Annotated in this window: 26 protein-coding genes and 2 tRNA genes; 6 read left to right on the top strand and 22 right to left on the bottom strand. The window is 41.0% G+C overall.

All coding sequences use genetic code 11. From position 1 onward, the window contains the following. Positions 1–342: 342 nt before the first annotated feature. Positions 343–1,629 (top strand): hypothetical protein, encoded by a 1,287-nt coding sequence (locus EHQ64_RS11490; RefSeq protein WP_135649631.1) that lies wholly within the window; start codon positions 343–345, stop codon positions 1,627–1,629. A 44-nt stretch (positions 1,630–1,673) separates the two neighbouring features. On the opposite strand, the gene EHQ64_RS11485 is transcribed toward EHQ64_RS11490, so the two are convergent. Further along, a complete protein-coding gene (locus EHQ64_RS11485; protein WP_135649630.1) occupies positions 1,674–2,522 on the bottom strand; it encodes a tetratricopeptide repeat protein in 849 nt (282 codons plus the stop codon). Positions 2,523–2,638: 116 nt separating this feature from the next. Between EHQ64_RS11485 and EHQ64_RS11480 the strand changes: the two genes are divergently transcribed. Further along, positions 2,639–2,818 carry a hypothetical protein gene (locus EHQ64_RS11480; RefSeq protein ID WP_135649629.1) on the top strand — a complete coding sequence of 60 codons (180 nt, stop codon included), beginning with the start codon at positions 2,639–2,641 and terminating at the stop codon, positions 2,816–2,818. 69 nt (positions 2,819–2,887) lie between these two features. Here EHQ64_RS11480 and EHQ64_RS11475 read toward each other — a convergent pair whose 3' ends face one another. From EHQ64_RS11475 to EHQ64_RS11445, 7 genes are all read right to left on the bottom strand, one after another. After that, positions 2,888–3,712 (bottom strand): crotonase/enoyl-CoA hydratase family protein, encoded by an 825-nt coding sequence (locus EHQ64_RS11475; protein ID WP_135649628.1) that lies wholly within the window; start codon positions 3,710–3,712, stop codon positions 2,888–2,890. 43 nt (positions 3,713–3,755) lie between these two features. Continuing rightward, on the bottom strand, positions 3,756–5,129 hold the full coding sequence (locus EHQ64_RS11470) for a histidine kinase dimerization/phosphoacceptor domain -containing protein (protein WP_135649627.1): 1,374 nt from the start codon (positions 5,127–5,129) through the stop codon (positions 3,756–3,758). Between the two features lie 305 nt (positions 5,130–5,434). Then, on the bottom strand, positions 5,435–6,526 hold the full coding sequence (locus EHQ64_RS11465; RefSeq protein ID WP_135650538.1) for an alpha/beta hydrolase: 1,092 nt from the start codon (positions 6,524–6,526) through the stop codon (positions 5,435–5,437). A gap of 9 nt (positions 6,527–6,535) precedes the next feature. Continuing rightward, positions 6,536–7,657, bottom strand: a complete 1,122-nt coding sequence (locus EHQ64_RS11460; protein WP_135649626.1) for a peptidoglycan DD-metalloendopeptidase family protein — start codon at positions 7,655–7,657, stop codon at positions 6,536–6,538. Between the two features lie 92 nt (positions 7,658–7,749). Next, the gene (locus tag EHQ64_RS11455; protein ID WP_008593196.1) at positions 7,750–8,160 is read right to left on the bottom strand and encodes a bactofilin family protein; all 411 of its coding nucleotides are present in this window, start codon (positions 8,158–8,160) and stop codon (positions 7,750–7,752) included. Positions 8,161–8,597: 437 nt separating this feature from the next. Further along, the gene (locus EHQ64_RS11450; RefSeq protein ID WP_135649625.1) at positions 8,598–11,072 is read right to left on the bottom strand and encodes a penicillin-binding protein 1A; all 2,475 of its coding nucleotides are present in this window, start codon (positions 11,070–11,072) and stop codon (positions 8,598–8,600) included. Positions 11,073–11,093: 21 nt separating this feature from the next. Beyond that, positions 11,094–12,161 (bottom strand): zinc dependent phospholipase C family protein, encoded by a 1,068-nt coding sequence (locus tag EHQ64_RS11445; protein ID WP_135649624.1) that lies wholly within the window; start codon positions 12,159–12,161, stop codon positions 11,094–11,096. 77 nt (positions 12,162–12,238) lie between these two features. On the opposite strand from EHQ64_RS11445, the gene EHQ64_RS11440 reads away from it, so the two are divergent. Next, positions 12,239–13,510, top strand: coding sequence for a diaminopimelate decarboxylase (locus tag EHQ64_RS11440; protein ID WP_135649623.1), 1,272 nt, complete (start codon positions 12,239–12,241; stop codon positions 13,508–13,510). Next, positions 13,485–14,195 carry an IspD/TarI family cytidylyltransferase gene (locus EHQ64_RS11435; protein ID WP_135649622.1) on the top strand — a complete coding sequence of 237 codons (711 nt, stop codon included), beginning with the start codon at positions 13,485–13,487 and terminating at the stop codon, positions 14,193–14,195. The genes EHQ64_RS11440 and EHQ64_RS11435 overlap by 26 nt, the downstream gene beginning before the upstream one ends. A gap of 98 nt (positions 14,196–14,293) precedes the next feature. Here the strand turns inward: EHQ64_RS11435 and EHQ64_RS11430 are convergent, their stop codons facing one another. The 11 genes from EHQ64_RS11430 to coaE form a co-directional block, all read right to left on the bottom strand. After that, entirely contained in the window at positions 14,294–14,542 is a 249-nt protein-coding gene (locus EHQ64_RS11430; protein ID WP_135649621.1) for a hypothetical protein, read from the bottom strand. After that, the gene (locus EHQ64_RS11425; RefSeq protein ID WP_135649620.1) at positions 14,543–15,274 is read right to left on the bottom strand and encodes a hypothetical protein; all 732 of its coding nucleotides are present in this window, start codon (positions 15,272–15,274) and stop codon (positions 14,543–14,545) included. It abuts the gene before it with no gap. A 346-nt stretch (positions 15,275–15,620) separates the two neighbouring features. Next, positions 15,621–15,702, bottom strand: a tRNA-Leu gene (locus EHQ64_RS11420). Between the two features lie 119 nt (positions 15,703–15,821). Then, a complete protein-coding gene (locus EHQ64_RS11415; protein WP_135649619.1) occupies positions 15,822–17,393 on the bottom strand; it encodes a methyl-accepting chemotaxis protein in 1,572 nt (523 codons plus the stop codon). Between the two features lie 149 nt (positions 17,394–17,542). Continuing rightward, positions 17,543–18,385 (bottom strand): CPBP family intramembrane glutamic endopeptidase, encoded by an 843-nt coding sequence (locus EHQ64_RS11410; RefSeq protein ID WP_135649618.1) that lies wholly within the window; start codon positions 18,383–18,385, stop codon positions 17,543–17,545. Positions 18,386–18,412: 27 nt separating this feature from the next. Next, positions 18,413–18,835, bottom strand: a complete 423-nt coding sequence (locus EHQ64_RS11405) for a VOC family protein (RefSeq protein WP_135649617.1) — start codon at positions 18,833–18,835, stop codon at positions 18,413–18,415. A 9-nt stretch (positions 18,836–18,844) separates the two neighbouring features. Further along, positions 18,845–19,552 (bottom strand): DUF4386 domain-containing protein, encoded by a 708-nt coding sequence (locus EHQ64_RS11400; protein WP_135649616.1) that lies wholly within the window; start codon positions 19,550–19,552, stop codon positions 18,845–18,847. A gap of 24 nt (positions 19,553–19,576) precedes the next feature. Beyond that, positions 19,577–20,266, bottom strand: coding sequence for a hypothetical protein (locus EHQ64_RS11395; RefSeq protein WP_135649615.1), 690 nt, complete (start codon positions 20,264–20,266; stop codon positions 19,577–19,579). A gap of 100 nt (positions 20,267–20,366) precedes the next feature. Further along, a complete protein-coding gene (locus EHQ64_RS11390; RefSeq protein ID WP_135649614.1) occupies positions 20,367–21,011 on the bottom strand; it encodes an FFLEELY motif protein in 645 nt (214 codons plus the stop codon). Positions 21,012–21,127: 116 nt separating this feature from the next. Next, complete coding sequence (locus EHQ64_RS11385) at positions 21,128–21,790, bottom strand: SPOR domain-containing protein (RefSeq protein ID WP_135649613.1); 663 nt, start codon at positions 21,788–21,790, stop codon at positions 21,128–21,130. Next, positions 21,787–22,413, bottom strand: coding sequence for a dephospho-CoA kinase (gene coaE, locus EHQ64_RS11380; RefSeq protein ID WP_135649612.1), 627 nt, complete (start codon positions 22,411–22,413; stop codon positions 21,787–21,789). Before coaE ends, EHQ64_RS11385 begins: the two co-directional genes overlap by 4 nt. 153 nt (positions 22,414–22,566) lie before the next feature. On the opposite strand from coaE, the gene EHQ64_RS11375 reads away from it, so the two are divergent. After that, a complete protein-coding gene (locus tag EHQ64_RS11375; protein ID WP_135649611.1) occupies positions 22,567–22,806 on the top strand; it encodes a hypothetical protein in 240 nt (79 codons plus the stop codon). Between the two features lie 8 nt (positions 22,807–22,814). On the opposite strand, the gene EHQ64_RS11370 is transcribed toward EHQ64_RS11375, so the two are convergent. Then, a tRNA-Phe gene (locus EHQ64_RS11370) sits at positions 22,815–22,887 on the bottom strand. A gap of 39 nt (positions 22,888–22,926) precedes the next feature. Here EHQ64_RS11370 and EHQ64_RS11365 point away from each other — a divergent pair. Further along, on the top strand, positions 22,927–23,628 hold the full coding sequence (locus tag EHQ64_RS11365; protein WP_135649610.1) for a protein-L-isoaspartate O-methyltransferase family protein: 702 nt from the start codon (positions 22,927–22,929) through the stop codon (positions 23,626–23,628). A 142-nt stretch (positions 23,629–23,770) separates the two neighbouring features. Here EHQ64_RS11365 and EHQ64_RS11360 read toward each other — a convergent pair whose 3' ends face one another. Beyond that, positions 23,771–24,667: a porin OmpL1 gene (locus tag EHQ64_RS11360; RefSeq protein ID WP_135649609.1), complete on the bottom strand. Its 897-nt coding sequence runs from the start codon at positions 24,665–24,667 to the stop codon at positions 23,771–23,773. 289 nt (positions 24,668–24,956) lie between these two features. Next, positions 24,957–25,847: a porin OmpL1 gene (locus tag EHQ64_RS11355; protein ID WP_135649608.1), complete on the bottom strand. Its 891-nt coding sequence runs from the start codon at positions 25,845–25,847 to the stop codon at positions 24,957–24,959. Between the last annotated feature and the right edge of the window lie 303 nt (positions 25,848–26,150).

Below are 26,150 nucleotides of genomic sequence, written 5' to 3'. Positions count from 1 at the left end.
TATGCGGGGAGAAAATTAAAAATTCCCGCATAAATTCTATTCTCTTAAAATCTTTAACTCTATTTTCTTATATCACAAATGGAATATACTATTCTATAAAATAAAACGTATCTTAGAGTTTTACCCGGCAAATATAACAAAAATAAGGAATATCCGGCAAAATTTTATTGCGCCTAACGTTAGCCAAAACCTATAAGGTATTCATTCGTAGTTTTTTCATTTTATTACAGCATGAATAAAGCATTATTTTTTTCAGCCTTGATTTGCGGATTTTATATTTCCTCGTCCGGATGCAGATTTGATTCCGGAGCTGATCCATTAAGTAAATTGAATTTCTTATATGTGAATCTTCAGTCGACCTCTAACTCCCCAAAATATCTGATACAGGCGCTTCCTACTAAAAAAGATTTAATCAAACTTGGTAATAAATCTTCCAACCAAAGTCTTGGGGCAATGGTGATTATGGAGCAATCAGAATTATTCACCTCTAACTTGAATGCAGAAATGGATAATGTGTATTCTGTGATCCAAGAGAATGATCTATGTAAATATATTATCTTAAATTATACGGATATGCTTGGATTGGGGGAGGCTATTACATTAGGTAATATTGAATTCGAAGGTAAAGAATATAGAAATGTTTCTTTGCGTTTTTATTTAGAAAATGAAATTTATTTCATAGAAATGAAGTATGATCTGGATGAGTATTTAAGACGTTTCGTGACTGTCCAGGTGGAACACTTTAATACTTCTTCGGAAACCATTCTTCTTTCATATTTTGATAAAATTGTTAATCCATTTCCGACTTATTTTTATTCGGAATATTCAGTGGTGAAAATGGCTAATACCTTATATTCAAAAGAAAATAAGGCTTTGATCCATTTCAGAAAGTATGATTATCAAAACTACGGAGATAATCAATTTCAGAGATATGCGAAAGCATTTAGAATTAGCCAAGTTGGCCAAGATTATTATTTCTATTCTTCTATGAATTCCGTGTTAATAAACTTCACCGACGGAGAACAGTTTTATCCGGAATATATAAACGAGATGGAACGAACATTTGCTTTTCTATCTATATCCAATGGGTATGCCGGAAAATCTACAGGTTTCCATAACGGCGCCGTTACTTTTCAATATTATAATAACGATTTTGACTTAGTTCATGTAGGTAATATCGGGACTTTAGCGCCGGATTCTTCAAGTTTGGCAATATATGGATGGCCATTAAAATTTGTTCTGCCAATAAATTCCGCCTATAATGTAATTTACGATGAAAACCAGCTGCGTTTTTGGATTGATGCGAATGGAAACGGGTTGTTTGATAATGGGGAGTCCAAACTTCAAACCGACATGGAACCTCGAAGCCAAATTTGTACATGTGGTTATGATGCGAAATTTTTTCCTGCGTTTTTCACATACGTACCTTATAACACTGCTCCATTTGATGCAGTGTTTAATTTTTACCAAAATCCTCTTTTTTCAGATTTTGTTTATGTCGGACAAAATTTTTTGAATGCGAATGGAAGCGAGATCAAATCCATTTTGGATAATGGTGTGATTAATTCCGGAAAATATGATCTTTCCGGTTTTCCAACAGAAGCAAGCCCTACAAATGTAGAATGGTAAAAGCTTAAAAATACGGATCGTAATTTGTAACTTAAAACTGTTGTTCAAGCTTCGTCTATTTCTACATTTTCTAAAGTATCAAAAAAACCGGTCTGAAGTAAAGGACCGAAATCCACCATATCTTCTGCAGAAAGTTTCAAACCGTTTTCCATAGAGTAAGCTTGCAATAAAGAAGCACATGCCAAATGACTTTCGTGCAATTGAGCATGAGCACGCGCTTTAACTACTAGAATATCCGCGTCCGAATCGCCGAAATATTTGATATAAAGATCAATGAATTTAAGAGCATTCTTATGATCCGCTACTTTCAAATAACATTGTGCGATCATATCGTAATGTAGGAAGGCTTCTTCTTCCTCCATTCTCATTGCAGTTTTTAAAGAAGCCAGGGCAGAGTTATAATCTCCCCTTTGATAATATAAATAACCGAGTTCCGACCAGATATCTTTTCGTTTGATCCCTCTTCCTCTGGAAAGTTTTTCTTGAGAAAGTGCCTGCTTTAACACTGTGATCGCTTCGTTGGATCTATCCGTGTCTTTCAATAAGCTTGCGAGGGTAAGATATAATTCCAATTGATCCGGAAAGATCTCTATAGAGGAGGTTAGGATCTTCTTTGCGGATTTATAATTATGGACCTTGATCAGATAATTTGCGTAATACAGCCTACTTTCCGGATGGGAGGAAAAACGATCCTGCAATTCCTGAAAAAGATTCAAAGTTTCTCTGGTATTTCCAATGTAATATTGGCACCAAGCTTGTCTATTTTTGACTTTGAGGATGGTTTTAGGGTTTTGGGTGAAATTCAGGGATTCTTTGTAAAGATTGAACGCTTTGGTAAATTCTCTCTGCCTTTCCCTATGAATGGCGCTGATGATTAATTCCCGAAAACCCACGACTGGGACAGGCTAAAAAAATTCCTAAAATAATCAAGTTTTCCACAGATCAACCGATGATTGAAATGGGGACAAAGGAAAGAAAAAACCCCCGAATTTGAACCGAGGTAACGAAAATGGAAATTGGTAGCCAAACCAGCCAAGCTCTCATGATCGAAAGGATCGCGAATTTACCTAGAGAGATCTTCCAGACCCAGTCTGATTTGAACTCTAAACTTTTAAAATTGAATGTAGAATCTCAATTACAAGCCCAGGCTTCCGAAGGAAAATCCAGGCTTTTGGATCTATACGTTTAATAGCGGATTTTCGAAAATTCCTTCTAGCTTAGTTTGTAGGAGTTCCTACGTCCGCTGATAAAGTGGATCTTAGTTCTTGTTATATTCAGGTCTTTTTCTCTCTTTAAAAGACTTCATCGCTTCTCTAAAATCTTTAGAATCCATAAAACTGGAATTCCAAACCGCGACATAGTTCAAGCCTACAGTTAAAGGTTTTCCTTCGGAGAAGTTCATTACTTCCTTCGTTCCTTCCACTACGATCCTAGGGTTTGCAGCGATTTCGGAAGCAGTTGCAATTGCAGCTTCCAGAAGTTGGTCCTGGTCCTTGAAAAGTTTAGAAACTAATCCGATCCTGAGAGCTTCTTCTCCATCTATATCCTTTCCGGTGTATGCAAGTTCTCTAGTATGACCCTGTCCGATAATTGAGGGGAGTCGATTGATAGAACCCATATCTGCAACGATTGCTACTTTTGCTTCTCTTAAGGAAATACTTGCGTCGTACGTTGCATAACGAATATCACATGCGGAGATCAGATCCAAACCACCGCCGATACAATGTTTTTGGACTGCGGCGATAGAAGGTTTCGGAGAATCGTATACTGCGTTGATCCCTTTCTGCATTCTTAGGATTAATTCGTAGAATTTTTTGCGATCGTCCCCATAAGTTCCCTGGACAACGGCTCCGAATTCTTGGAAGAATGAATCCAAGTCTAAGCCTGTGGAGAATGATTTTCCTTTTGCGGCGACAACGAAAGAGCGGATCTTAGGATTTGAATTGATCTCTTCCACAACATCCGGAAGGTCTCTCCAGAAACTCCAGTTCATTGCGTTTCTTTTGTCTGGGCGGTTTAAGAAGACTATGGCTACTCCGTCTTCTCTCTCGGTGATTTCAAAGAATTCAAAGTTTGTCTTCATCGTGATCAGAGTTATCCGATTCGATGAATGAGTAAAACGTTTTTTAGGCTTCGTGTCTGGCAGGGAAACTTAAGGTGACTTTGCAGCCTCCTTCGTTTTCCAAACTAAGTTTTCCTCTTAGAAGTTTTACGAAAGAATCTACAAGAGAAAGCCCTAAAGACCCTGAATTACGGGACAAATTTACATTTTCGGCAAGTCCGACCCCGTCGTCTTTGACTTCTAAGAAATATTGTTCGTCATTCAAACTAAAGCGAATTTGTATAGAGCCTGTATCTCTTCCTTTGAATCCGTGTTTGAATGAATTCGTCAAAAGTTCATTGATGATGAGTGCGCAGTTCATTCCCATTTCGCTAGGGATCCTAGAAGTTTGGATATCCAACGAGAGTTTGAATTTTTCACGATCTACCTTATACACTTCAAAAAGTAGATCCGTTAGTTTGCGAACATACAGATCGAAACTGATAGAAGACAGATCATGGTTTTCATAAAGCACTTCGTGCAGAAGTGCAACTGCCTGAATACGATGCTGGCTATCCTTGAATATATCCAAGGTTTCCTGATCTTTTAGGTTAGAGGCATTCATGCTCAGTAAGGAAGAAATGACTGTAAGATTATTTTTGATCCTATGATGGATCTCTTTCAGATAAGATTGATTTGTGTTATCCAATTCTCCTAAACGAAGAACAGTGATCGCGCCGCTTGCTTTTCCTTCTATGCTTAAGATAGGGGAGACTTGGACGGATACTGAGGTTCTATTCCCGATCCCGTCTACAGCAAAAACGGAATTCTTTTCGATGGTTTGATTGGAACTTAATACTTCTGAAATCGGGATCGTGTAGGAAGAAGAATTAGATTCTTCTAATTTTAATGCTTTGGTCAAAGGTTGCCCGATACATTCTGCGTAGCTTAAGCCAGTGATCTTTTCTGCAACAGGATTGCAGAAAAGGATGAGTCCATTCTCGTCCGTAGTAAGGATACCCGACTCCAATTGATTTAATGTGGATTTTAAACTTTCTTCGTTCTTACGATTTCTATGTTCGAGCTCGTTTTTATACAATGCGACTTCGATAGAAGAGCGTAATTGATCCGACTCGAAAGGTTTTACGATATAGCCCAGGGGCTGGGTCCTTTTAGCGCGGTTCAGAGTATTTTCGTCAGCATAAGCTGTGAGATAAATGACAGGCGTTTGGAATCTATTTCGGAGAAGTTCCGCGGTTTGGATCCCGTCCAGATTCCCTTCTATATTGATGTCCATGAGGACTAGATCCGGATGATTCTCTTCCGCCTTTTGGATCGCTTCTTCTCCCGAGGAAGTGATGCCCACGAGATCATACCCTAATTTTTTGAGTTTCTGTCCTAAGTTGACCGCGACTATGATTTCGTCTTCTACGACTAGGATCTTAGGTTTTGTGAGCATACTTCTAATCTACGAATAAAACCGATTGTTTCAACTACATAAATATGGAATGATTCGCGAAAATGTAACCGGAAAAGGGCAGAAGAATTTCAAACGTATCTTTGCAAGTAAAATCGAACCCGGACGATATTTTTATCGAATGAGATCTATATCTTGTAATCTTTTTTAAAACAACGGGTTCTCGGAAAAAGAAGTCCTAATCCTTTCGGATTAGATTCGGAAATTTTTTGATATATCGTCTAACGTTGTTCGTTTTCCAATATTACTCTTTGAAAAATATGGATCGATTCCGAACTTAGAACGGTTTAATTTCGAAGGATATAGTTTTCGTTCCCGAAAGACTTTCGGATAAAGAGTCTCTTTTCTGCACCTAGTCCCAGAAATAACTGGTACAGATCGGTAAGAATGGGACGAGAAGAATAGTATCCGTGACCTAATGACAGTAAAGAAGCATCGATCGGATTTACATTTACTACATCCACTCCAGGAAATTTGGAACATGCGCCTAGTCTTCCTGTTTGATGGATCTGGGCGGAAGCAAATAAGGCAGAATCTCCCGGAGAACAGTACAATGTGATACGTTCAGAGGATTTGAGTAAACTGTCCAGGATCAGAATAAATTCACCGGTATCATAATCCGGAGCATTTAGGACTAATTCTTTCAGAAAAGGTTTGGATCCTGATTCTTTGGAGATCTCGGAGACCGAATTCAATGCGACTTGATGGCCCATAGAATGCACCAGGAGATGGACTTTCTTTTTGGTACCGATCATCTTTCTAAGGAAATTTTTGAAGGAATCCCTACTGCTTCTTGCGGAGATCAGGTTTTTTTCGTAAGTATTCCTTAGGAATAAGGTCCCAAACATGGAGGAGTTATCTCCTCCAGCCGGCCAAGTGTATAGAGCAACTTTACCAGGGAATTTCAGATCGTATTTCAGTTGGGCCGCTCTGAGTACTGCTTCCTCGAAATTCACATTGAATCCGTGAACAAAAACGATCACTTCTTCGAAAGGATCTTCTTCTATCCGTTTCCACCAGAGTTTTTCCAATTCTTCCGGGGTTTTGCCTTGGAGTCCGATCCTATGCTCTAAAAATTGAAAGGACTTCTCCCGATTCCCGAGACCAAAGGGAAGGGTTCCTACTTCTCTATCTGCAGGAACATTGATGAGACAACTTCCGGATAGTGAGTTAAGGTTCCCGAAATTCAAAAAATAAGAATTAGAGCAAGCGACTTGTGTGCCTGGGTTAACTGCCCTAGAGCTATGAAAGAAAACTTCGATACCTTGGGTGGAGGAATAATGATGATTGGTCCTCTTCTCCAGATATTCGGAGGGGGACTGTCCACAACCGAAGTAAAATGCCGAGCCGATAAGAACTAAAAAAGAAAAACGAATCATCATAAAATCTTAATGGTTCGGTTTGGAGCCTCTTTTGTAGCTGAGGCCCTTCAGGTATTTTCCAGGGTTTACTGATTTTCCCTTATGGATCACCTCGAAATGTAAGTGAGGGCCGAAACAATATCCGGTACATCCGGATGTCGCGATCTTTTTACCTGCGACCACATAGTCCCCACGTTTTACATTCAATCTGGAGTTATGAGCGTATAAGGTCTTAAAATCGTCATTATGTTCGATCACGATCGCGTTTCCGTAACCTCCCATCCATCCTGAGAAGACAACCTTTCCGTTACGAGCCGCCATAACCGCTTCATAATTTGCCTTTAGGTCCAAAGCTTCGTGGAATTTATGTTGAGGGAAGGTTCTCCATCCGTAATTGGAAGTGACCACATGAGAAGTGACTGGGACCACCCATTTAGGAGCAGGGTCAGGAATGACTGCGCCAGGTAGGAACACTTTTTGGCCTGGACGAAGAATGTCCAGATCATCCAGTTTGTTCTCTTCTAAAATTTCATCCAGATTCACTTTATAAAGGGAGGCAACTTTTGCGACAGTGTCTCCCGCTTTGAATTTATATAGTAATCCTTGTTTATTCGGGATTTGTAATATTTGCCCCGGATATAATGTGTCTTCCATATTGATATTGGAAGAGCCTGCGATGGACTCCATAGAGACCTTGTAACGGGTAGCGATCTCGGAAAGAGTTTCGTTCCTTTTAACTTTATAGGTAACTACTTTGAATTGTTTCTTTTTATCGGAAGGACTTTTGATCTCATTCGCCATTAGGATGGTGAGTTTTGCTTTTTCGGATTCCTCCAAAAACTTCTCGTCCCCTTTTTTGGCTTTTAAGTCTTCCTGATCGTTCTCTGTTACTTCAGTAGAAGCAGATTCCATGGATGCGTTGGAAGGGCTCATCCAAATTCCTAAGAACATAATTGTAAAAATGACCGAAGCGACTAGGGGAATGATCCTGAACTTACGTCTTCTGAAGTCCAGATTTCCATGATATAGATTTCCTCTGAAATAGAAGGAATAATGGAAGTGAAAGGCACCCAGGTATATCAGAGTGAAATTATCGGTCCGGAGGATTTCCTTTCCGGCTGTCAACTGCCTGGGTTTCTTGAAGATCATACTATGAGTATCGGTCGATCGGGCGGGAATCCACCCGAGTTTTTGATTCGAACAAGTCTAAGAGGTGGGAAAAGAACTATAAGTTGCCTTAGTTATTCTTCCTTTCCGTTGTCCAGGGTTCTTGTGCCGCCAAAAGATTCTTCCACGATCTTTTTCACGTCTTTCTTCTGTCCGCCGGTTACGGTGATATTTCCTTTTGCAACTACCCCTTTGGCCAAAGAGAGAGCAGGTGCGATGATATCCCCTAAGAGACGTCCAGTTTCTTCCAAGCGGACTTCTGTTTCCGCCTTAATATTTCCGATCAAAGTTCCTGCTACGATCACTTCTCTTGCAGAAATGTTTGTGCGAACTTTTCCTGTTTCTCCGATAAATAATGCGTCGTCGGTTTTGATTTCCCCTTCGAATTTTCCGTCGATACGTAGGGAACCAGCGATATAGAATTTGCCCTCAAAAATGGAACCCGGGCCGATTACGCTGTTATTATTGTCCTTACCGATGGCCATCTGTTACTCCTGACTGCTGATTCATCTATTTGGTGGGCGGTTCCGAAATCGACAACTCTTTTTGCGAAGGAGAATCGGGAAAGGTTTCAAGCTAGGTTTCGTAGGAGATTTCGCACGGAGGGCACAGAGTTCACGGAGAGTATAGGAGCGGAAGAAATAGTTAAACTCCGCGTCTTTGCGCCTCTGCGTGAAATTAAAAACCAAAAAATTGGCACGCAGAGCCGCGGAGTCGCAAAGAAGTTAGATTAAGAAAATAACCCTTTGTGATCTCGGTGTCCTCTATGCGAACCTTAACGAATTACGTCTTCATCGCCTTTCGCAGCGACCCGTCGGGAGCGAGAAAACGACCGAGCTTGCTTGAGTCGGTGACTGAAGCGAAGCGAAGTCAACTTTCAAATTCGTCGCAACCTTAGCATCGCGAACGTTGCATATAAATTCTAACGAATTACGTCCTCGTCGCCTTCGAAGAGATTTGGTTTTTTCTTCTTGGTGGTCGATGGTTCTGTGGTATGGGTCGGAGTAGGATCCGGCTCTGTCATTCCTCGATGGTCTTCGCAAACTTCCTTGGGGACTGTGTCCTTATCGAATACTTCTTCTTCTGTTTGGTAACAATGAGAGCCTGGAAGTTTTCCCGAGATAGAACAGATGGTCCTTCGAACAATTTTAGCGTCCCCGAAATCGAAAGATCTGGATTTTTCTCTGGAAAGAGCGTTTGCCATAAATCTTCCCCAAATGGGAGCGGCGACCACTGCTCCGGACATTCCTCTTCCTAAAGAAAGTGTTCCTGTATCGTAGCCGACCCAAACGACCGCTACAAGTTCCGGAGTGTAACCCGCAAACCAAGCATCTCTGAAATTATTCGTGGTCCCGGTTTTTCCAGCGGCAGGCCTCGTGAGTCCGTAGGATCTCGCTCCTGTTCCTGTTCCTTTTTTGATCACGTCTTCCATCATGGAAGTGATCACGTAACTTGTTTCGGGTGAGAGTAATCTTTTTCTTTCTTTGGATTCGAATTCTTTTCGGAAGTCTTTGATCAGATTTCCTTGCTCATCTTCTACATATAAAACGCTAAGAGGAAATACTTGTTTTCCTCCTGAGGCGAATACAGCGTAGGATCTTGCGAGTTCGTAAGGGGATACTTCAAAACTTCCTAATGCAATGGAGAAGTCTCTTGGAAGATTTCTGTTCTCTACTTGCAAAAGTTTTTCTAATTTCGGTAGAAGATTGTTTAGGCCAGTATGTTCCAACAATCGAACTGCAACACTATTTCTAGAAAGTTCTAGAGCTTGTCTAAGTCGGATGAATCCGGAATATTCTCCAGAATAATTACTTGGGTTCCATTCGTCCCCGTCTTCCAATACGTACTGTAAAGGGGAGTCGTCGAAAAGAGAGGCTGCCGTTACATTCTTCTTATCATCCGGATGTTCATGATAGTACTCCATTGCGGAAGCATAGACCAAAGGTTTGAATGCGGAGCCCGGTTGTCTATATGCTTGGAAGGCTCGGATCTGTTGGTTATCGGATCTAAAACCGGAACCCCCTACCATTGCAGTTATATAACCTGTGTCAGGGCGAATGGAGATAAGCGCACCTTCTACCGGAAGAAGATGATCTTCTGTGGCTTGGTTGCGATAGTTCCAATCGATTGCTTCTCCAAGTCCTTCTGTTCCGGAGATCAAATTTAGAACGGCTAAATCGTCCCTAAATTCTTCCTGCCAAGCACGGTTAAAAGTCCTATAAGATCTGGAGATCTTAAATTTGAATTCTGGAAGATCGTGGAGTTCCGCGAGAAGTTGATAAGTGGAGCCGTAGGAATCTTCGAATGAATCGATTTTGGTGAATGCTCTTTGGTTGGATTGGATCGTTTGTTGTTTTAACCCAGCCGCCATAGCCTTTTCCGCCTGGGTTTGGTGCTGGATATTTAGGGTGGTGTAGATCTTTAAACCACCCTCGTAGATCTGATTAGCCGGGATATAACGAGCTAGGTTCTTACGAACATATTCAGTAAAATATGGGAATTTGTTCAGACGATCCGAGAACGCGGAATCATTAGGAGAACGATTTAAAGTAATATAATATTCGGAGAATGCCTCATATTCTCTTTCGGCGGTTTCCACATCCAGGATCCCGTTCTCCACCAGTTTTTTGAAAACAACTCGGACCTTAGAAGCGGATGTATTCGGGTTTACTAAAGGGGAAAATTCCTTTGGTCTTGTGGTCAAACTAGCGAGGAGCGCAGCTTCTCCCCAGCTTAAGTCTCTTAGATCTTTTCTGAAATAAAATTTGGCCGCCGCTCCTGCCCCGATGGTTCCATGACCAAGAGGGATCTCGTTCAGATAAATATTCATCAAGGTTTTCTTGTCGAATACTGCTTCGAGTAAAACTGCAAGCCAGGCTTCTCTTGCCTTACGTAAAAAGGATCTTTCTGTGTTTAAAAACTTAAGTCTTGCAACCTGTTGGGTGATTGTGGATGCACCTTCTTTCACTCTTCCTGCAAGAAGGTTGACCATGGTCGCTCTGAAAATCCCTCGAAGATCCAGACCCTTATGAGTTCTGAAATTATTATCTTCTGTGGAAACAAAACAACGGATGACCTTATTGTCTTCCCAACCTCCAGGAAGATCCTCGTCAGTGATCACTACTCTGGAGAAACGATAAAACTCTGCGATCGGTTCGTATTTTCCTTCCGAGTTTATTCCGAATAGAAGAGAAGGTTTTTCATAACGATCCGCTTTCGGGACCTGCCAAATATCCTTAATGGAGAATACGAATAAGAATCCGTTTAGAAACAAAAGACCAAGAACAAGATAGAGAAGTTTGCGCACAGGATCGGAAGAATCCAGTCTGGGCTGGACCCTATCTCTAAAAAGAACTACAAAATATCTTGTGAAAAAATCTACAGGTTCGTGTTTCATTTCATTTATTTCTAATATAATTTATAAAGGCGAGAATTGTCTCATCTTATCTATTCCGTGGAATCTAAGTCCTGTATCCAGATTATATCCTTGGTATTCTTTGATCATTGCGGAACGGGAAGTTTTGTCATGAACATAACCCCACGCATTTGTGACTGCGTCTTTTGCAGACTCGCAGGCCTTATTGATCAACTCCACAAAAGAATCGTTTCGAACCAAATTCGGGTCCGCGGGATAAGACCATTCTCTTTTTTCTTCGTTCATGATCCGTTTGTCTATATGTTCCTTTAACGGAAGCATTAGAACGGAAGAATTTACTTTATGCAAAGTGATCGTATCTAAAAAGCTAAGTGCTGCTCTTACGATCTTACTTCTGGAATCCAAGTAACGATGAAAATACAAATACCCTAAGAAGGATTCGTTCAGGATATCTCCCGGGATGATCTTTTCTTCCGAGCCGATGTATTTTTCTCTGAACTCTTTCGGGAAGGTTGCTTTTAAACCTTTGAGCCAAAAGTTCCAAAGCATAGGATCCATTTTTTTCTTCCCATCTTTTCCTTTGAAGATCACATCCACATGCTGAACGAAATCATAAGCCTTCGGGGTCATTCCCCATCTAAAATCCAAAAGCCAAGAATCCAAAGCGAACTCTACTCTCATATGATTGTATTGTGCCTTGGAACTGATCTGCTTATCCGGACTATAATAATCACCTGAGATAAAAAAGATATAAGGATGAGTAACGATATCCACTGCGCAATGGATGATATAACCTAAAGTAAAAGCCAGAAAACGATCTCTATAAATTCCTTCTTCGACGGTAAGAACTCCGTCCAAAAAATTTAAGACCAATTCTAATACGTTTTCGTGATGACTTAGGTCTCCCCAAGGAAGAGCTTTTTTGGTCCGGACAGGAGATAGAACATGATAGAAGTAAAAAATATCCGGAGCGATCGCACCGATATTTGCGAATTTACGGGTACCTTCTTCTCTTAAAAGTTTTGCGATCTTTCTCTGCTCGGCAGTGCCATGATCCAAATGTTTGCAGACTTGAGAGAGAGCTTCGAGATGAGTGATTTTGCCTGCCATATCGGAATTTTGCCTTTGAAAAAACCCGGACCGCTCTAAAAGATGGCCTAGAAGGATCTAGAAAACCCTCGAACCCTATGCAATCAATAGAAAATCTTAAATTTTTGACTCCCGAAGAAGCCAGAAAAATCGCAGTAAATTTTGGAACCCCTGTTTTTGTTTATACTCGCAAAGGAATAGAAAAAAGTTGCGATGAGGCTCTTGCCTTTCCGAATGCTTTCGGGCTTACGGTTCGATTTGCGATGAAGGCAAATCCTGGACGAACTGTGTTGGAGATCCTAAAAAAGAAAGGGATCCATATAGATGCTTCTTCAGAACATGAAGTGCAACGCGCGATCCTTGCAGGATTCGAACCTTCCGATATTCTACTCACTTCCCAACAATTAGCGAGATCCTTGAAGGAACTCATTCCCCAAGGAGTCCAGTTCAACGCCTGCTCCTTAAGGCAATTGGAAGAATTTGGCAAAAACTTTCCTGGAAAAGAAGTGAGCGTTCGTTTTAATCCAGGACTCGGTTCGGGTGCGACCAAGAAGACGGATGTAGGAGGAAAAACTTCTTCCTTCGGTATCTGGCACGAAGAGATCGGAAAAGTAAAAGAGATCGTCACGAAATACGGGCTGAAACTTGTAAGAGTTCATACTCATATCGGTTCGGGTTCCGATCCAGAAGTTTGGAAAGCGGTAGCACATTATACTTTGGAGATCGCGGCTCAATTCCCTGATTGTAGAACAGTAAACCTTGGCGGTGGATTCAAAGTAGGAAGAATGATCGGAGAAAAAACCACCGATCCTCAAGTCATCGGAAAACCTGTGAAGGAACTTTTCGAAAATTACGCCAAAGAAAAAGGCATCCAACTCAAAATGGAGATCGAACCTGGATCCTTCTTAATGGTGAATAACGGAGCGATCATTTCCCAAGTAGATGATATCGTACTTACCGGAGACGGCGGATATACATTTGTAAAATTGGATATGGGGATGGATGTGAATACACGTCCTGCACTTTATGCTGCAAAACATCCTTTGATCGTGATCTCACAAAAAGAGACTTCCGCTTCTAAAACAGGTGAATTCGTATACGTAGGTCATTGTTGCGAAAGCGGGGACCTAATCACTCAGGAAGAAGGTGGTGGGCCACAATTGAGAACTACCGAAACTCCTGAAATAGGTGACTTGGTAGTGATGGAAGGGACTGGAGCGTATTGCTCTTCTATGTCCACGAAAAATTATAACTCTTATCCTGAAACTCCTGAAGTGTTGATCGATTTGGATGGAAGTCCTAAATTAGTTCGGAAAAAACAAAGTCTGGAACAAGTCCTTCAAAATGAAGTCCTGGTTTCCCTCGGGTAATATTTACGCGCTTCTTCTTTCGGGAGGGACTGGCTCTCGAATGGGAGCCAAAATGCCGAAACAATTTTTAGAATTGAACGGCAAACCGATCCTTCTACATAGCCTTGAAACTTTTCTCAATTGGGGAAAGACTAAAAGTATCATACTCGTTTCCAATAAGGACTATATCCAAGAAACGGAAACTCTGTCCGCGCCACATCTCAGAGAAAGAGATCGGATCGTAGAAGGTGGAGAAACAAGGCATGGTTCTACGTTAGCTGGTCTTTCTGCTCTGCAAATTTCGAGCAACGATATCATTCTCATCCATGACGCTGCGAGGCCTTTTGTTTCTGCTGACGAATTGGATGGACTTGCAAAAGAAACGGAAGAATTCGGAGTGGCAACTCTCGCTACTCGAAATTATGAAACCGTTCTGGAAGAAGAGGAGGCCGGTTTTCGATTTTTGGATCGAGATAAAATTTGGTTCATGAAAACTCCTCAGGCAATCCGAGGAGATATTCTAAAAAAACTTTTAGAAAAACCTGCTTCGATCGAACCCACCGATCTTTGCACCTGGACCCAAACTCACGGAATTCCTTCGAAACTCGTGGAATCCAATCCTTATAACCTGAAGATCACCGAAAGCTCCGACCTTCCTTTGGCCGAGGCGATTTTACCTTTGTTCCAAAAATGGAATAAGGATTAGGCCGCGCCCTTCGGGCCAGGCTCTCACCTCCGGTCAAAAAATCTCATGCGCGATTTTTTGACCCCGGCTCGATCCTTCGCGGGTTGTTGGAGTGGGGTTTATTTTTGAGATTCTTCACTTGTAAGATCTGATATATAGACTTGTTCTCCGCTGACGTAAAGTTCGAAGTGATGAAGTTTATAGTCAGAAGCAAGAAAGGATACTTTCAATTTTTTATGATGGAGTTTTTGAAGATTTAAATCTTGAAAATATGTATGAACGTTGTCTCGAAATACCCTGTCTTTATTTAATAGTTCTTCCCATAGAGGCCGAATATTCGGATCTATTAGAGGATTTTTCTTTAGCATCTAGATTAAATTAGTTGGGAGGTAAGATGCAAAATTTTTAGGTGAACTTTCTTTTGGTCGAATATTTTCTATTGCTTCTTGTAATTTCCCTTCTTCTGCAAAGGAGGAAAGATAATTCTCTATGCTTTTCTTTAGCGTATCGTTTTGAATATCTAATATGATTTTTTGTTCGAGTAAGTAAGCTAAAAATGGCCCGCTAACTTGTTCTGAAAATCTGGAAAAAGAAATCGGCCCAGATTTAAAATGGATCATGAATTCTGAATTCACTGTAATATCAATTTTCAGATTGATTTTAAGTGGAAGGATAAAATCCGAAAAGTGTAATTCTGAAACTCCAAAACCAAAATGAAATGGAAATTGTTCCGGATTAATTCGGCTTTGAAAATATTTCTCTACGATTTCTTTATCTTGATTCGAATTCTTCTTTTGCCATTGAATGTTCAATTGCCCAAGGGCTTGATTTGTTAGGCTTCGTAGAGATTTAAAAATTCGGATCGAATTTTCCAGAACATCATTAAATTCATCGTATTTTCTTAGGTTGAATAGAACAAGTCCGAGTGAAATATAATCATCTTCTGTTGCAACAGCGTTCTTTATTACTTTTTCTAACTCTTTTTTCCAAAGCCTTAAAGTGAACTCTACTGCTGTTGATTCAGAGCCATAAGACAACTCGGTTTGTATCTTTTGAGCTAACCTTAGCGGTTGAGGACCTGTGATAAAATTTTCTCTCATTTTGAGTAAGTTCACAATGTGTATAATTACGATAAGAAAACTTGATAAGGAAAAATCAAGTTAGCTCTAACATTAAACATTTTTTCACTTAATGCAACAAAGAAATTTTGGAATATTGATTCCACATTTTTTTTGGCTCGAGTGGAGGGACTCGCCCGCTACACAGTTTCGCATCCTGCTCAACTTGGTTCCGCGGCGTGCTTCGCTGGCCTCGACACTTCCTGTGTCTCGGTCGCAAAAATATACGCTCGTTACTCGAGCTATTTTTGCTTACCAGCTCAGCCGTTCGAGCCCCTCGGGATTTTATTAAGTTAGTAGGATTGTGTTGTTCTTGAAGAAGAACTTTTGCGAGTGGAGGGACTCGAACCCCCACACATTACTGCACCAGAACCTAAATCTGGCGTGTCTACCAATTTCACCACACTCGCGACGGGTTACGAAAGTCAGTTTTTCGGTATGGGTTCGGAAGTCAAGAAGTTTGAGGATTCGGGTTGAGGGGAGTTTTGAAGCGGGAGTAAAAAGATCGCTCCCGCTTTTGGATTGGAACTTACTTTGAAACCAGTCGTTCGGATTGGTCGGATAGTTCTTCCAGGCTGGATCTCATTCGGGTCGATCCTTCCGAGATCACATTCGAGGATTGTTCTATGGAAGAAAGCGCTTGGACAACTTCCTTGGTTCCATTCTTCTGCTCGCTTGCAATTGATTCCAACTGTCTAGATAGATCGAATAATTCACGGAATGATTTTAAGAAAGATTCATGGATCCTTCCTTGGTTTTCTACCCTGGATCTGAGTTGGTTCAAGTTTTCTACAACCGAAGTAAAACCGGATTCTTGGACCGAAACTTTACGTTTGGTTTCTTCGGCTGCAGAATTTCCGTTAGTGATCAGTTTTGCCGCTTCTCCGATAATTTTGGAAATTGTTGCTGCGTTTTCGGAAGCGCTATCTGCGAGTTTGGCAACCTCTTGCGCTACCACTGCAAATCCTTTTCCATGTTCTCCCGCTCTTGCAGCTTCGATAGAAGCATTCAATGCAAGTAGGTTGGTCCTGTCCGCGATCTCTCTCATGATCTCGTTTACATCTTGAACTTTTTGGAAGGATTTACTGACTTCTCCAAAATTATTTCCTAATATTTCCATTGCTCCGGAAACATCTTTACTATAAACCTTGGATTCTTCCGTTGTTTTGGATAATGATTCTGTAGAAATTCGTACTTCTTGTAAAATGGAATTTAAGGTGTCACTTTCTCGATTCAGATCTTCTATCTTTCCGAACTGAGCTTTCACAAATTCGGCAGCGCTGTCCGTAGATGCCGCCAACTCTTCTAAAGAAGCGCTGATCTGTTCCATACTGGAAACCTGGCTTTGGATCTCTGAGTTGAGAGTATCCATTTCATTCTTCATTTCCGTAGTGTTTCTATTCAATACGGTTGCCTCGTCGGAGATCCGATCTTTAGTTTTCTCCGCTTCTGCACTTTTTGCTTCTGCTTCCACCGTGGAAGCGATTGCTATATCGGATACCGTAACTAAAAATTTGACCACCGAGGTTAAGATATGGATCCCTAAAACGAAGAACACTAATTTTATGATCTCGAAAAATACGGAGATCTCATCCGCTTTATCTGTATTGTATTTGAATTCAACACCATTGATCCATGCGAAATAATCCATGGAAAAAGTCCCGATCAAAGCTAAATACCCGACGATCAAAGTTGTCCTAGGAGAGAGAAGTAAGCCCGAATAGATCATCACAAAAAAATACAACATGATGAAGAATGGCATTTTTAAGTTTCCTACCATCGCTTCTTTATTAGCCGCATAAACCGTGACGGTTATGAAGATCAGGGAATACATTAATATGTCCAAGAACACACATAAGGTTACGAACGAACCTTTCAGTTTTCCTTTTTTAAGTAGAACTATCTGTGCTACCCCGTAACCGAAAATGGAAAGTTCGATCAGGAAGTTTATGAGAGTGCTTGTATTGGAGCCTGCTCCTTGGGAAAATAAAGCGAGTACGTTTACAAAAAGCATCACGATCGAAAAACCGATCCGGATCCTATTGATGCTTACTGCTCCCTTCTCTGAAAAATTTGTAGCTTGGACAGAATTTGCCAACATTGTGTTTTGCCTTTCTAATTCTAATGGAAAATAATTTGAATATACGAATGGCCGGGAATTAGGTTCGGCCAATAGTTTTGGACTTTCAAAAACGAAAAAACCATACAGTTTCTCAAAGATTTGAAAACAGAAACCTTAGAGTCGTTAGATTATCCGAATTTTTCCTTCCTTCTTCTAAACAAAAAGAAGGTCAAAGATAAACCAAAACATGTAATCAGTAAACCCAAAAGATCTAACCAAAGGGGTTGAAGTACTTGAATTTTACTGGGAAAGGGAATCGAAAAACCGGGTATTTCTAACTTAAATCCGTAAAGGATCAAGATTGGGGTCCCGTTAAATACCGCGTGTACTAAAATTGAATTTGCGATCGAATTCGTTTTAAATACGATCCAAGCCATATACACTCCAAGAATACTCGATCCGATGAATTGCCATGGGTTTAAATGGATCAGTCCGAAAAAAAATGCAGAAAGAAGAAATGACGCCCAGGCGGAGTAGGACCTTAAGAAACGATCCAATATAACCCCTCTAAACAAAAACTCCTCGGTAAGAGGTGCGACCACAGAAAGTAATATCGCTAATAAAAAGATATTATCTCCGTTAAAGATTCCCTGGACTAAGTTTGTGAAAAGCTCCCACTTAGGAAAAAAGATAGAAAATATATTATCGAGTTCCGAAAGAACGATGGAAAAGCCGATCGCGGCGATTATAAAGCTGACAGATTCTTTCCAGTCGGGCAGGTTAAGCCTAAGTACTTCTTTATATTTTTGTTTGCTAATTTTTAATCCGACCCATATCGCAAAGCCGAAGGATAAAGAATTCCCCATAGCCATTATGAGTTTTTGGTCAATCTTTAGTTTTCCTATGGATTGTATTGCGAAGAAAAGGACTCCGATTACACCTCCAGCGATTACTGTAATTGTGCAAAGAGCTAAGGCTTCGAAAAAAATAAGGGCCTTTGATCTTTCGGAATTTATTTGATCTTCTTCCATGAAATTGTTCCTGTTGGATTAACCTTATTAAGGAAGTTCCAATCTTCCGTCTTCCGTAAAAGAAACAAAAGGGTTCCAAGCAACTTCCCAAAGAAAACCGTCAGGGTCAGCAAAATATCCGGAGTATCCGCCCCAAAAAACGTCCTGGGCAGGTTTGATAATTTTACCGCCCTTACTCTCTACGAATTTTAAGACAGAATCCGCTTCTTCTTTGGATCTTACATTATGTGCTAATGTGAAGTTTGGAAAACCGGAACCTTTCGGATCCACTGTCGCATCTTTCGCTAATTCATTTTTAGGATATAAAGCGAGCACGATACCTCCCATTTTAAAAAAGGCGATATCTCCTTGGCTGGCCTCGGAAAGAGGAAAGCCTAAAGATCTATAAAATTCCAAAGATCTTTCGAAATTACTTACACCTAAAGTGATGATACTGATCCTAGATTCCATACATTCTTCCTATTTAGCTCTGATCAAAAAGATCCCTAGTAAGATCATCCAGACTAACCATAGGCTACTTCCGATCAAACCCGCTTCACCTGCTACAGGAAAATTCGGGATCACTGTTGCGAATAATTCAGTTTGGGCGAATAGATATATAAATCCCGCAACAAAACCGAACCATCCTAACCAAGGTTTGAAAATTTCAGAACGCAACATTATAAAACTAATGATCCCCATCCAAATGATCGTAAAGATCTGACCTATATGTTCTCCTAAAATGACTCCACCATATTGATGGATTGTATAAAAGATGACAGTAACGGAATCTTTATGTGAAAGGTCTGTGCTCGGATTGGCGTAAAGGGAAGCGAGAATAGGCACTACAAATGTCCAGCGAAGTAGCCCTATAATTTGAACGATCCCTCCGACTAAACCAGAGAATGTCCCTATAGAAAGATAAAATCTATCTTCTCTTTCTAATACTTTATGAAGTAGAACGATCCCAAATAAGATCGGAAGTCCAGTCCAGGCAAAAGCAAACCAGGTCCAGATCAGCCCAACCCCGCCTTCATGAAAACGAGTCAATATCGTACCGACAGGTTCCCTAAGTATGTCCGGATAATTAAAATTAGAAATTAGTAAAGTATATGGAATATTTACGGCGACCGCTCCTAAAATAAATAGAGATCCGGTCGTTTTTTGAAGAACAGATTTAGATTCCATGCAAAACTCCTTTTGAATAAAAGATCAGGATCCTATCGGTATTCTCTTTTTGTCTAGCCAGCCTGCGACCCATGCAAGAACTACATATCCGAACAATGCTTGCGCGGAAAATTCTGGGATCGTAAGTGGAGGAGGGAAAAAAGGAGTGGCGATCGCTAAGATGATCAGGAAAGCTCCGAAAATTTGCATTCCATACTTACCACCAAATCCAGGACCCGGCTTGGTAGCTTTAAAGTATAAAAATAATCCTAAAAGAGTAAGACCAACCTCTAACGCGATTGAAATATTCCTGTGTTGCCATAGACCGAAACCGATCTTAAGTCCCGAGTCAAAAAGGATCGGAAGATCTTGAGTGTGCATCGGAAGATCCAAAAAGTAATGAGAAAGAACCGACAACCCGATGAGCCCTGAGATCTTTTTCTTAGTAGCGTCCGGATATGGTTTATTTTTCAAAAAAAGAAATTTAACGATCAAATATGCGAAGATAGCCCAAACGATTCCTGCCGCCAAACTATGAGTAAACGGCATATAGTATAGATCGTAATTATTCATCTCCGTAAAATGAGGAACGAATCTAATCCCTTCGATCCCAAACAGAATAAAAATCATGAAGAGAACGTCTACCCATTGGACTCCTAAAAATCCCGCCCATAAGGGAATATTAGGTTCCGCTTTTTTGACGGCGAAAGAAACACTATAATGTCCGATAAACATAAGTCATCCTCGGTCGAAAGAATTCGGCCGGATCAAAGGATTGGGGAAACAAGAAAAAAGGCAAGAGAATCCTATGAAAAAACAGGATGAAAATGAAAATCTAAATTGAGTCTAACTTTTCGCCGTTGATCAGTTTACCTAAAAGTCGATTTTCCCGATCGATGAAAGAATCGATAAAAGGCTGAAGATCTTTGATCTTAGAGGAAAGATTATAGCCGGCTTCCATTGTATCTACCAAGGAAGTTGCACCTACCATCGACGCTGCAACTTTGATCGGAGCCATGATCAATTTCACCATTGGTAGTTTGGAAAGAGAAAAGAAAAATTTTAGAGTCTCGCCTACCATTCTGATCTGTTCTCTTCTTTCCTCGAATCTTCCTACGGCTCCCATGGCAGCATATAAACTTTCTTGAGGGATTTCTCCGCCCTCACTAAGATTATTTTCGATTACAACTCTTGCCGTATCAAAATCCAAAGAATCCGTGAGTTTATTCAGTAGGATGATCTGATGAATATTATCGGTCATCGATTTGCCCGCGACGGTTTTTAATTTTTCATACAAACTTTCAAGAGCATTATCTCTTTCTTCTTTGTTACTTGGGGCGTAGAGATTGTTTTCGAAAAAGGCAGGGATCCCGTCGTAACCTTTGATCGAACCCAAGAGGTCGGAATAGGTGTGACGCAATCTTTCGATTGTGGATCTGACTACGGCAAGACGAACTGGTTCGAGTTCTTTCAGATCCATTTCTATTAACAACGAACTTGGGGTTTTACGGTTCCTAGGTCAATTGAAAAAATAATAGACCTAGACTCGGACATATATCCAAAAAAAGAAATGTACAAACGTTCTTCCGAAACCGTTTATTCCTTAGAGACCAAAGCGTTCTCTTTCAAATTTCCCGGAAGTTTTTTCATGGATTTTTCCGCGTCTTCTTTGGACGGAAAATTTCCCATACGGACCGTAAAATATCCGTTTTTGGTTTTTTTCACGTAGGATTTCCCACCTAAGGAAGATTTGAGTTCATCCGCTTTTTCTTTCGTTTTGAAGGCTGCGACTTGAACGAAAAAATCGTTATCGGATTTATGGACTGCAGCTTTACGAGGAGAAGTATGGATCGATTTTTTGGATTCCTTTTCTTTCCGAACTAATTTTTTTTCAGTGTGAGAAGAAGGAGCTTCCACTTCGATTTTAGAAGGTTCTTCTTTTTTGGCCGGAGAAACTTCCGATCTTAACTCGACAACTTCCGCGCCCGGAGGAAGATTTCTAAATTTAACTTCTTCTTCCTTTTTTATTCCTGAGCTTGGAGAAGATTCTTCCATGGTTTGATTCACTGTGGAAGAAGACATAGAGGAAAGATTTTCCTGAGAAGAGTTCAGTGCTAGATCATCTTGGACCTGGCCTCTTTTTCTGCCTACGGAAACACCTAAGAAGAAGAAAGAGAAGAGTAGTCCTACTAAAAATAAAGAGAGTAGTGTGATCCTTTTATTGTCCAGATTGATGACGTAGAAAACTTTTTCCTTCATTTCGTTCTTCCTTTTAATTCAGCGTACAAATGTTCGCATTCTTTTCGAAGGTCTTCCAGATCCCCTGTATTCTTAATAGAATAGTCGGCCTTCTTTGCTTTTTCCTGAAGAGAAAGCTGGTTTTTGGCTCTCGCTTCCGCTTCTTCCCGGCTGATCCCGTCCCTTTTAGCAGTTCTTTCTAGGGAAAGATCCGGGTCGGAAATTACGCATACGGTCGCATCACAGAGGGTATAAGAGTCCGTTTCGAAGAGAAGTGGGACTTCCCACATCACTAAGGTTCCTTCTTTCTGAGCACCAAGGACCCCCAAAAACTCCTGACGAATTCTTGGATGGGTCAAAGAGTTTAGGACTTTCAGTTTCTCCGGATTTCCGAAGACTAAACCTGCGATCTTTTTGCGATCTATCTTACCGTCGCCGTCCAGAATTTCAGGACCTAAACCTTGGAGTAACTCTTCTGCAATTGGACTTTCCGGATCCGTATACTTGCGAGCGATCTCATCCGCGCTGATCCTGAAACATCCTAGTTCCTCGAAGACCTTAGCTGCGGTGGATTTTCCTCCCCCGATCATCCCGGTGATCCCAACAAGGAATGCCTTGTCGGTTCTAAGGGAAGATCGAGTCATTCTGAAAGCTTATACGAAAAGCCTTTTTAGTACAAGCTTTTTAACGTAGCACGATGAGAGGAATCGGGTTGTTGGAATTTCAACAGAGGCTTGCCATTGTAGGAAGAATAAATCTCTTTCCAAAAGATCTAGACTTGATAGAGCGGTAGAATCATGAAATACTTGGAAACTTCTCAAATTATCCCTTCCAAGGGGATGTCCTACACGATGTATGAAATCGAAGGGGAGGATCAGATCTTAAGAATGCTTACATACATACCGGATACGGATGAGATCCATGTGTATCCCAAACCTCCGGTAAAAAAATTGTATAAGCCCGAGCTTTGTAAACCTGTAGAAGATCTGGTATTTACCGAATTATGGAAATTGGGAGAGGAAAGGAAAAAAGGATAAGAGGGTTTTGGCTTCGGGCAGAATCGAACTGCCGACACAAGGATTTTCAGTCCTCTGCTCTACCGACTGAGCTACAAAGCCGAACCCAGAACCAAAATACTGAGTCGGGCCTAGGCGTCAATGGAAAATTCTGATCTGGGCTTCGTCTCCCGTTTCGATACTACGGAAACAGTTCTTGCCAGAGAAAAAATGGTAAGAACTCAAATCTCGGAAAGAGGGATCAGAGACCCGAATTTACTTACAGCGTTTTTAAAGATCCCGCGTCATATTTTTTTGCCTGAAAAATTCAGAGAACATTCTTACGAAGACAAAGCGCTTCCAATCGGAGAAGAGCAGACAATTTCGCAACCATACATAGTGGCTTATATCGCGGATCAACTGAAAGTAGTTCCGGGAGATCTGATCTTAGAACTCGGAACAGGCTCCGGATATCTTGCGGCGGTTTTAGACCAATTAGGTGCTAAACTTTTGTCACTGGAAATTATTCCTTCACTTCATGAAAGAGCATCGCAAGTTTTAGAAACTTGGTCTCCCGGATTTACGAAACGAAATCGGATCCTGCAAGGGGATGCACTTCTATTTAATTTGAGAAAAGCTGGTTTTACGAAATTTGTTTCTTCCGCTTGTTTTCCGAAAATTCCTGAAGCTGAAAGTTTGGTATTCGATCCGGTCCGGGAGAGTGGGATTATAGTTCTTCCTGTAGAATGGGACAAAGAAATACAAATGCTCTTAACCTTGGAAAAAACAAAAACAGGATTTACGGAAAGAAAACGTTTGCCTGTTAAATTTGTGCCCTTACTCGGAAGGACCGATTTAGTTTGAAAAATTTGGGCGGCCCCTCTTCGAGGGCCGCGCTACTACGTGCTCCGCTTTCGCTTCGGTCGCGGAGAAATATATTCGATAAATATAATATTTTAAACTCCGCGACTGCTTCGCACACTACGTATCGCTGCCGCAAAAAAAGTCAGATCTCGTGTTTATAACCGAACCTATATTGTGTTCCGCCTAAAACCTGAGGATAGGCAACACTTGGCGCGAGGCCTACAATTCCACCTTCCGATCTAGGGTGAGCAATCCCATATTGGAAAGAAAAAAGTGTTTCTGCTTCCATGTATACATGTCCCTTGTCTGAAATCCTTGCTTGAGCACCGATGAGCCAGTTTGGTGCAATTCCGGAAACGTTGAACTTAGTATTCTCCCAATTTGCTGCCGGGTCCGTTCCGTCTGATACTAAGCCGAGCACCGTAGGATCATTTATGTTTGCTGCAACTAAAACATTATGCACATCACTCAAACGGTTATTTCCTGCAAGGCTCCAGCCACCTTTGAAATAATGAATTCCTGCTCCAATATAAATCGCTGCATCCTCAGAAACCGAAAGTTTAATTCCTACGTTTACTGGAATTTGGATCGCCGTGTAATCCCAGGTCATATGATAAAAAGATTGGCCAGCGAATTTGGCTTCAGTATCTCCACCCATAAGTTTGCGAGTGTAATGCGCGTTTATTCTCCAGAAGAATGCTTTCCCAAAATCCTGCTCGTATCCGAGAGAAAGTGTAAGCCCGGTCATGGCTCCGTTTGTTTTTGTGCTGATCAAACCGTTGGAAGAATGTTGCAAAGTTAATAAACGATTTTCGGGTATAACCGCTTTTCTGGGAAGAACTCCCGGTTGGCCATCTGTAGAAGTAGTTGCATAACTTCCCGAAGAATCCAATCCATCTGTTGCAATAGTTCCTCCTAAATCTCCAAGATCAAATTGAAGTCCTAAACTTCCCATCGCATAGCTTTTAGCTTCCACATATACTCCGGGCAAGAGTAACAGAAGAAGGATCACAATTATCTTTTTGGCGGTTTTAGTCATAGTCGTCTCCATTGACTTTTTCTTTGTGATTTCACTGGAAAGATAAATAATTCAAGAAAGCTACAGTTTTTTCTTTTTAGATATTCATATGATTGTTATGCGAAAAAGACGGAATAAACCGTTTGTATTAGCGGGACTTATATTTCGCTTATTAAAGGATGAATGCTGTCTAACGTATATTTTGATCGATTTTAGCCGACTGAGGGAAATAACAGAGAGGATGTGTGGAAATAAAAAAGGCCCCCCTTTCGGAGAGCCTTTACAATCAGATCAAACTAAAATCTAAGAATTAGATTTCGTGTTTGTATCCGAATCTGTACTGGTTTCCACCAAGAACTTGAGGATAAGCAACAGAAGGAGCTAGACCTTCTGCACCACCTTGTGATCTTGGGTGACCGATACCGTATTTGAAAGAGAAAAGAGTCTCAACTTCCATGTAGATATGGCCTTTATCGGAAATTCTGGATTGAGCTCCGAGTAGCCAGTTTGGTGCAAATCCGGAAACTTGGAAGGTAGTTTTTTCCCAGTTAGCAACAGGATCGGTTCCGTCTGCTACTAATCCAAGGACAGTGGCCGGAGCGTTTGCTGCAGCTAATGCATTATGAACGTCGTTTAAACGGTTGCTTCCTGCAAGACTCCATCCACCATTGAAGTAGTGAACCCCTGCTCCGATATAGAAGGAAGTATCTTCAGTAACGGAAAGTTTGATACCTACGTTAACAGGAACTTGAACTGCGTGGTAGTCCCAAGTAATATCATAGAAACCTTGTCCTAAGAATTTAGCACTAGTGTCTCCACCCATAACTTTGCGAGTGTAATGAGCATTCACTCTCCAGAAGAAAGCCTTTCCAAAATCCTGCTCATATCCAAGAGAAAGAACAAGACCGGTCATTGCACCGCTGGTTTTAGCGCTGATCAGACCATTTGTTGTGTGCTGTAGGCTTAACAAACGGTTTTCAGGAATGATTGCACGGCGAGGAAGAACCCCTTCTTCACCTGTAGTCGCGTTTGTTTTGAAACTTCCAGATGCATCCAAACCGTCAGTTGCAATTGTATCGCCCAAAGATCCCAGGTCAAATTGGAGACCGAGGCCCCCAGTGATATATGACTTTGCGCTCAAGCCGAATGAAGAACAGATTACGGCGAAAACTAACAAAGCTTTGGTTATGTTACGAACCATTTAAATAGCTCCTTAAACTTTTCGTATAGTAGAGTGATTTTTCACCTGGACCATTTATGTCTATATCTTGGGCCCAAGCGTTGGACAGGACAATATCGACGCGGACCTGAGTGTCAAACAGATATTCTGGATAAAATAAAAAAGTCTGTTATATAGGATTTTATTTTGAACATTTGTTGTAAAAAATAAACATTCACTTCCCCTTTAGTGCAGAGCTTAACACATGTTCGTTATTTTTATATAGTAACCAGTTCGAAATAAAACTCCTGATCTTCCGAACTTGATTCTCTAAGAATGTTTTTG

Source organism: Leptospira sarikeiensis, assembly GCF_004769615.1.
In the GTDB taxonomy this organism is placed as follows: Bacteria; Spirochaetota; Leptospiria; order Leptospirales; family Leptospiraceae; genus Leptospira_B; species Leptospira_B sarikeiensis.
The sequence above is the reverse complement of the archived record's forward strand: the minus strand, read 5'-3'. Positions and strand labels throughout refer to the sequence as shown.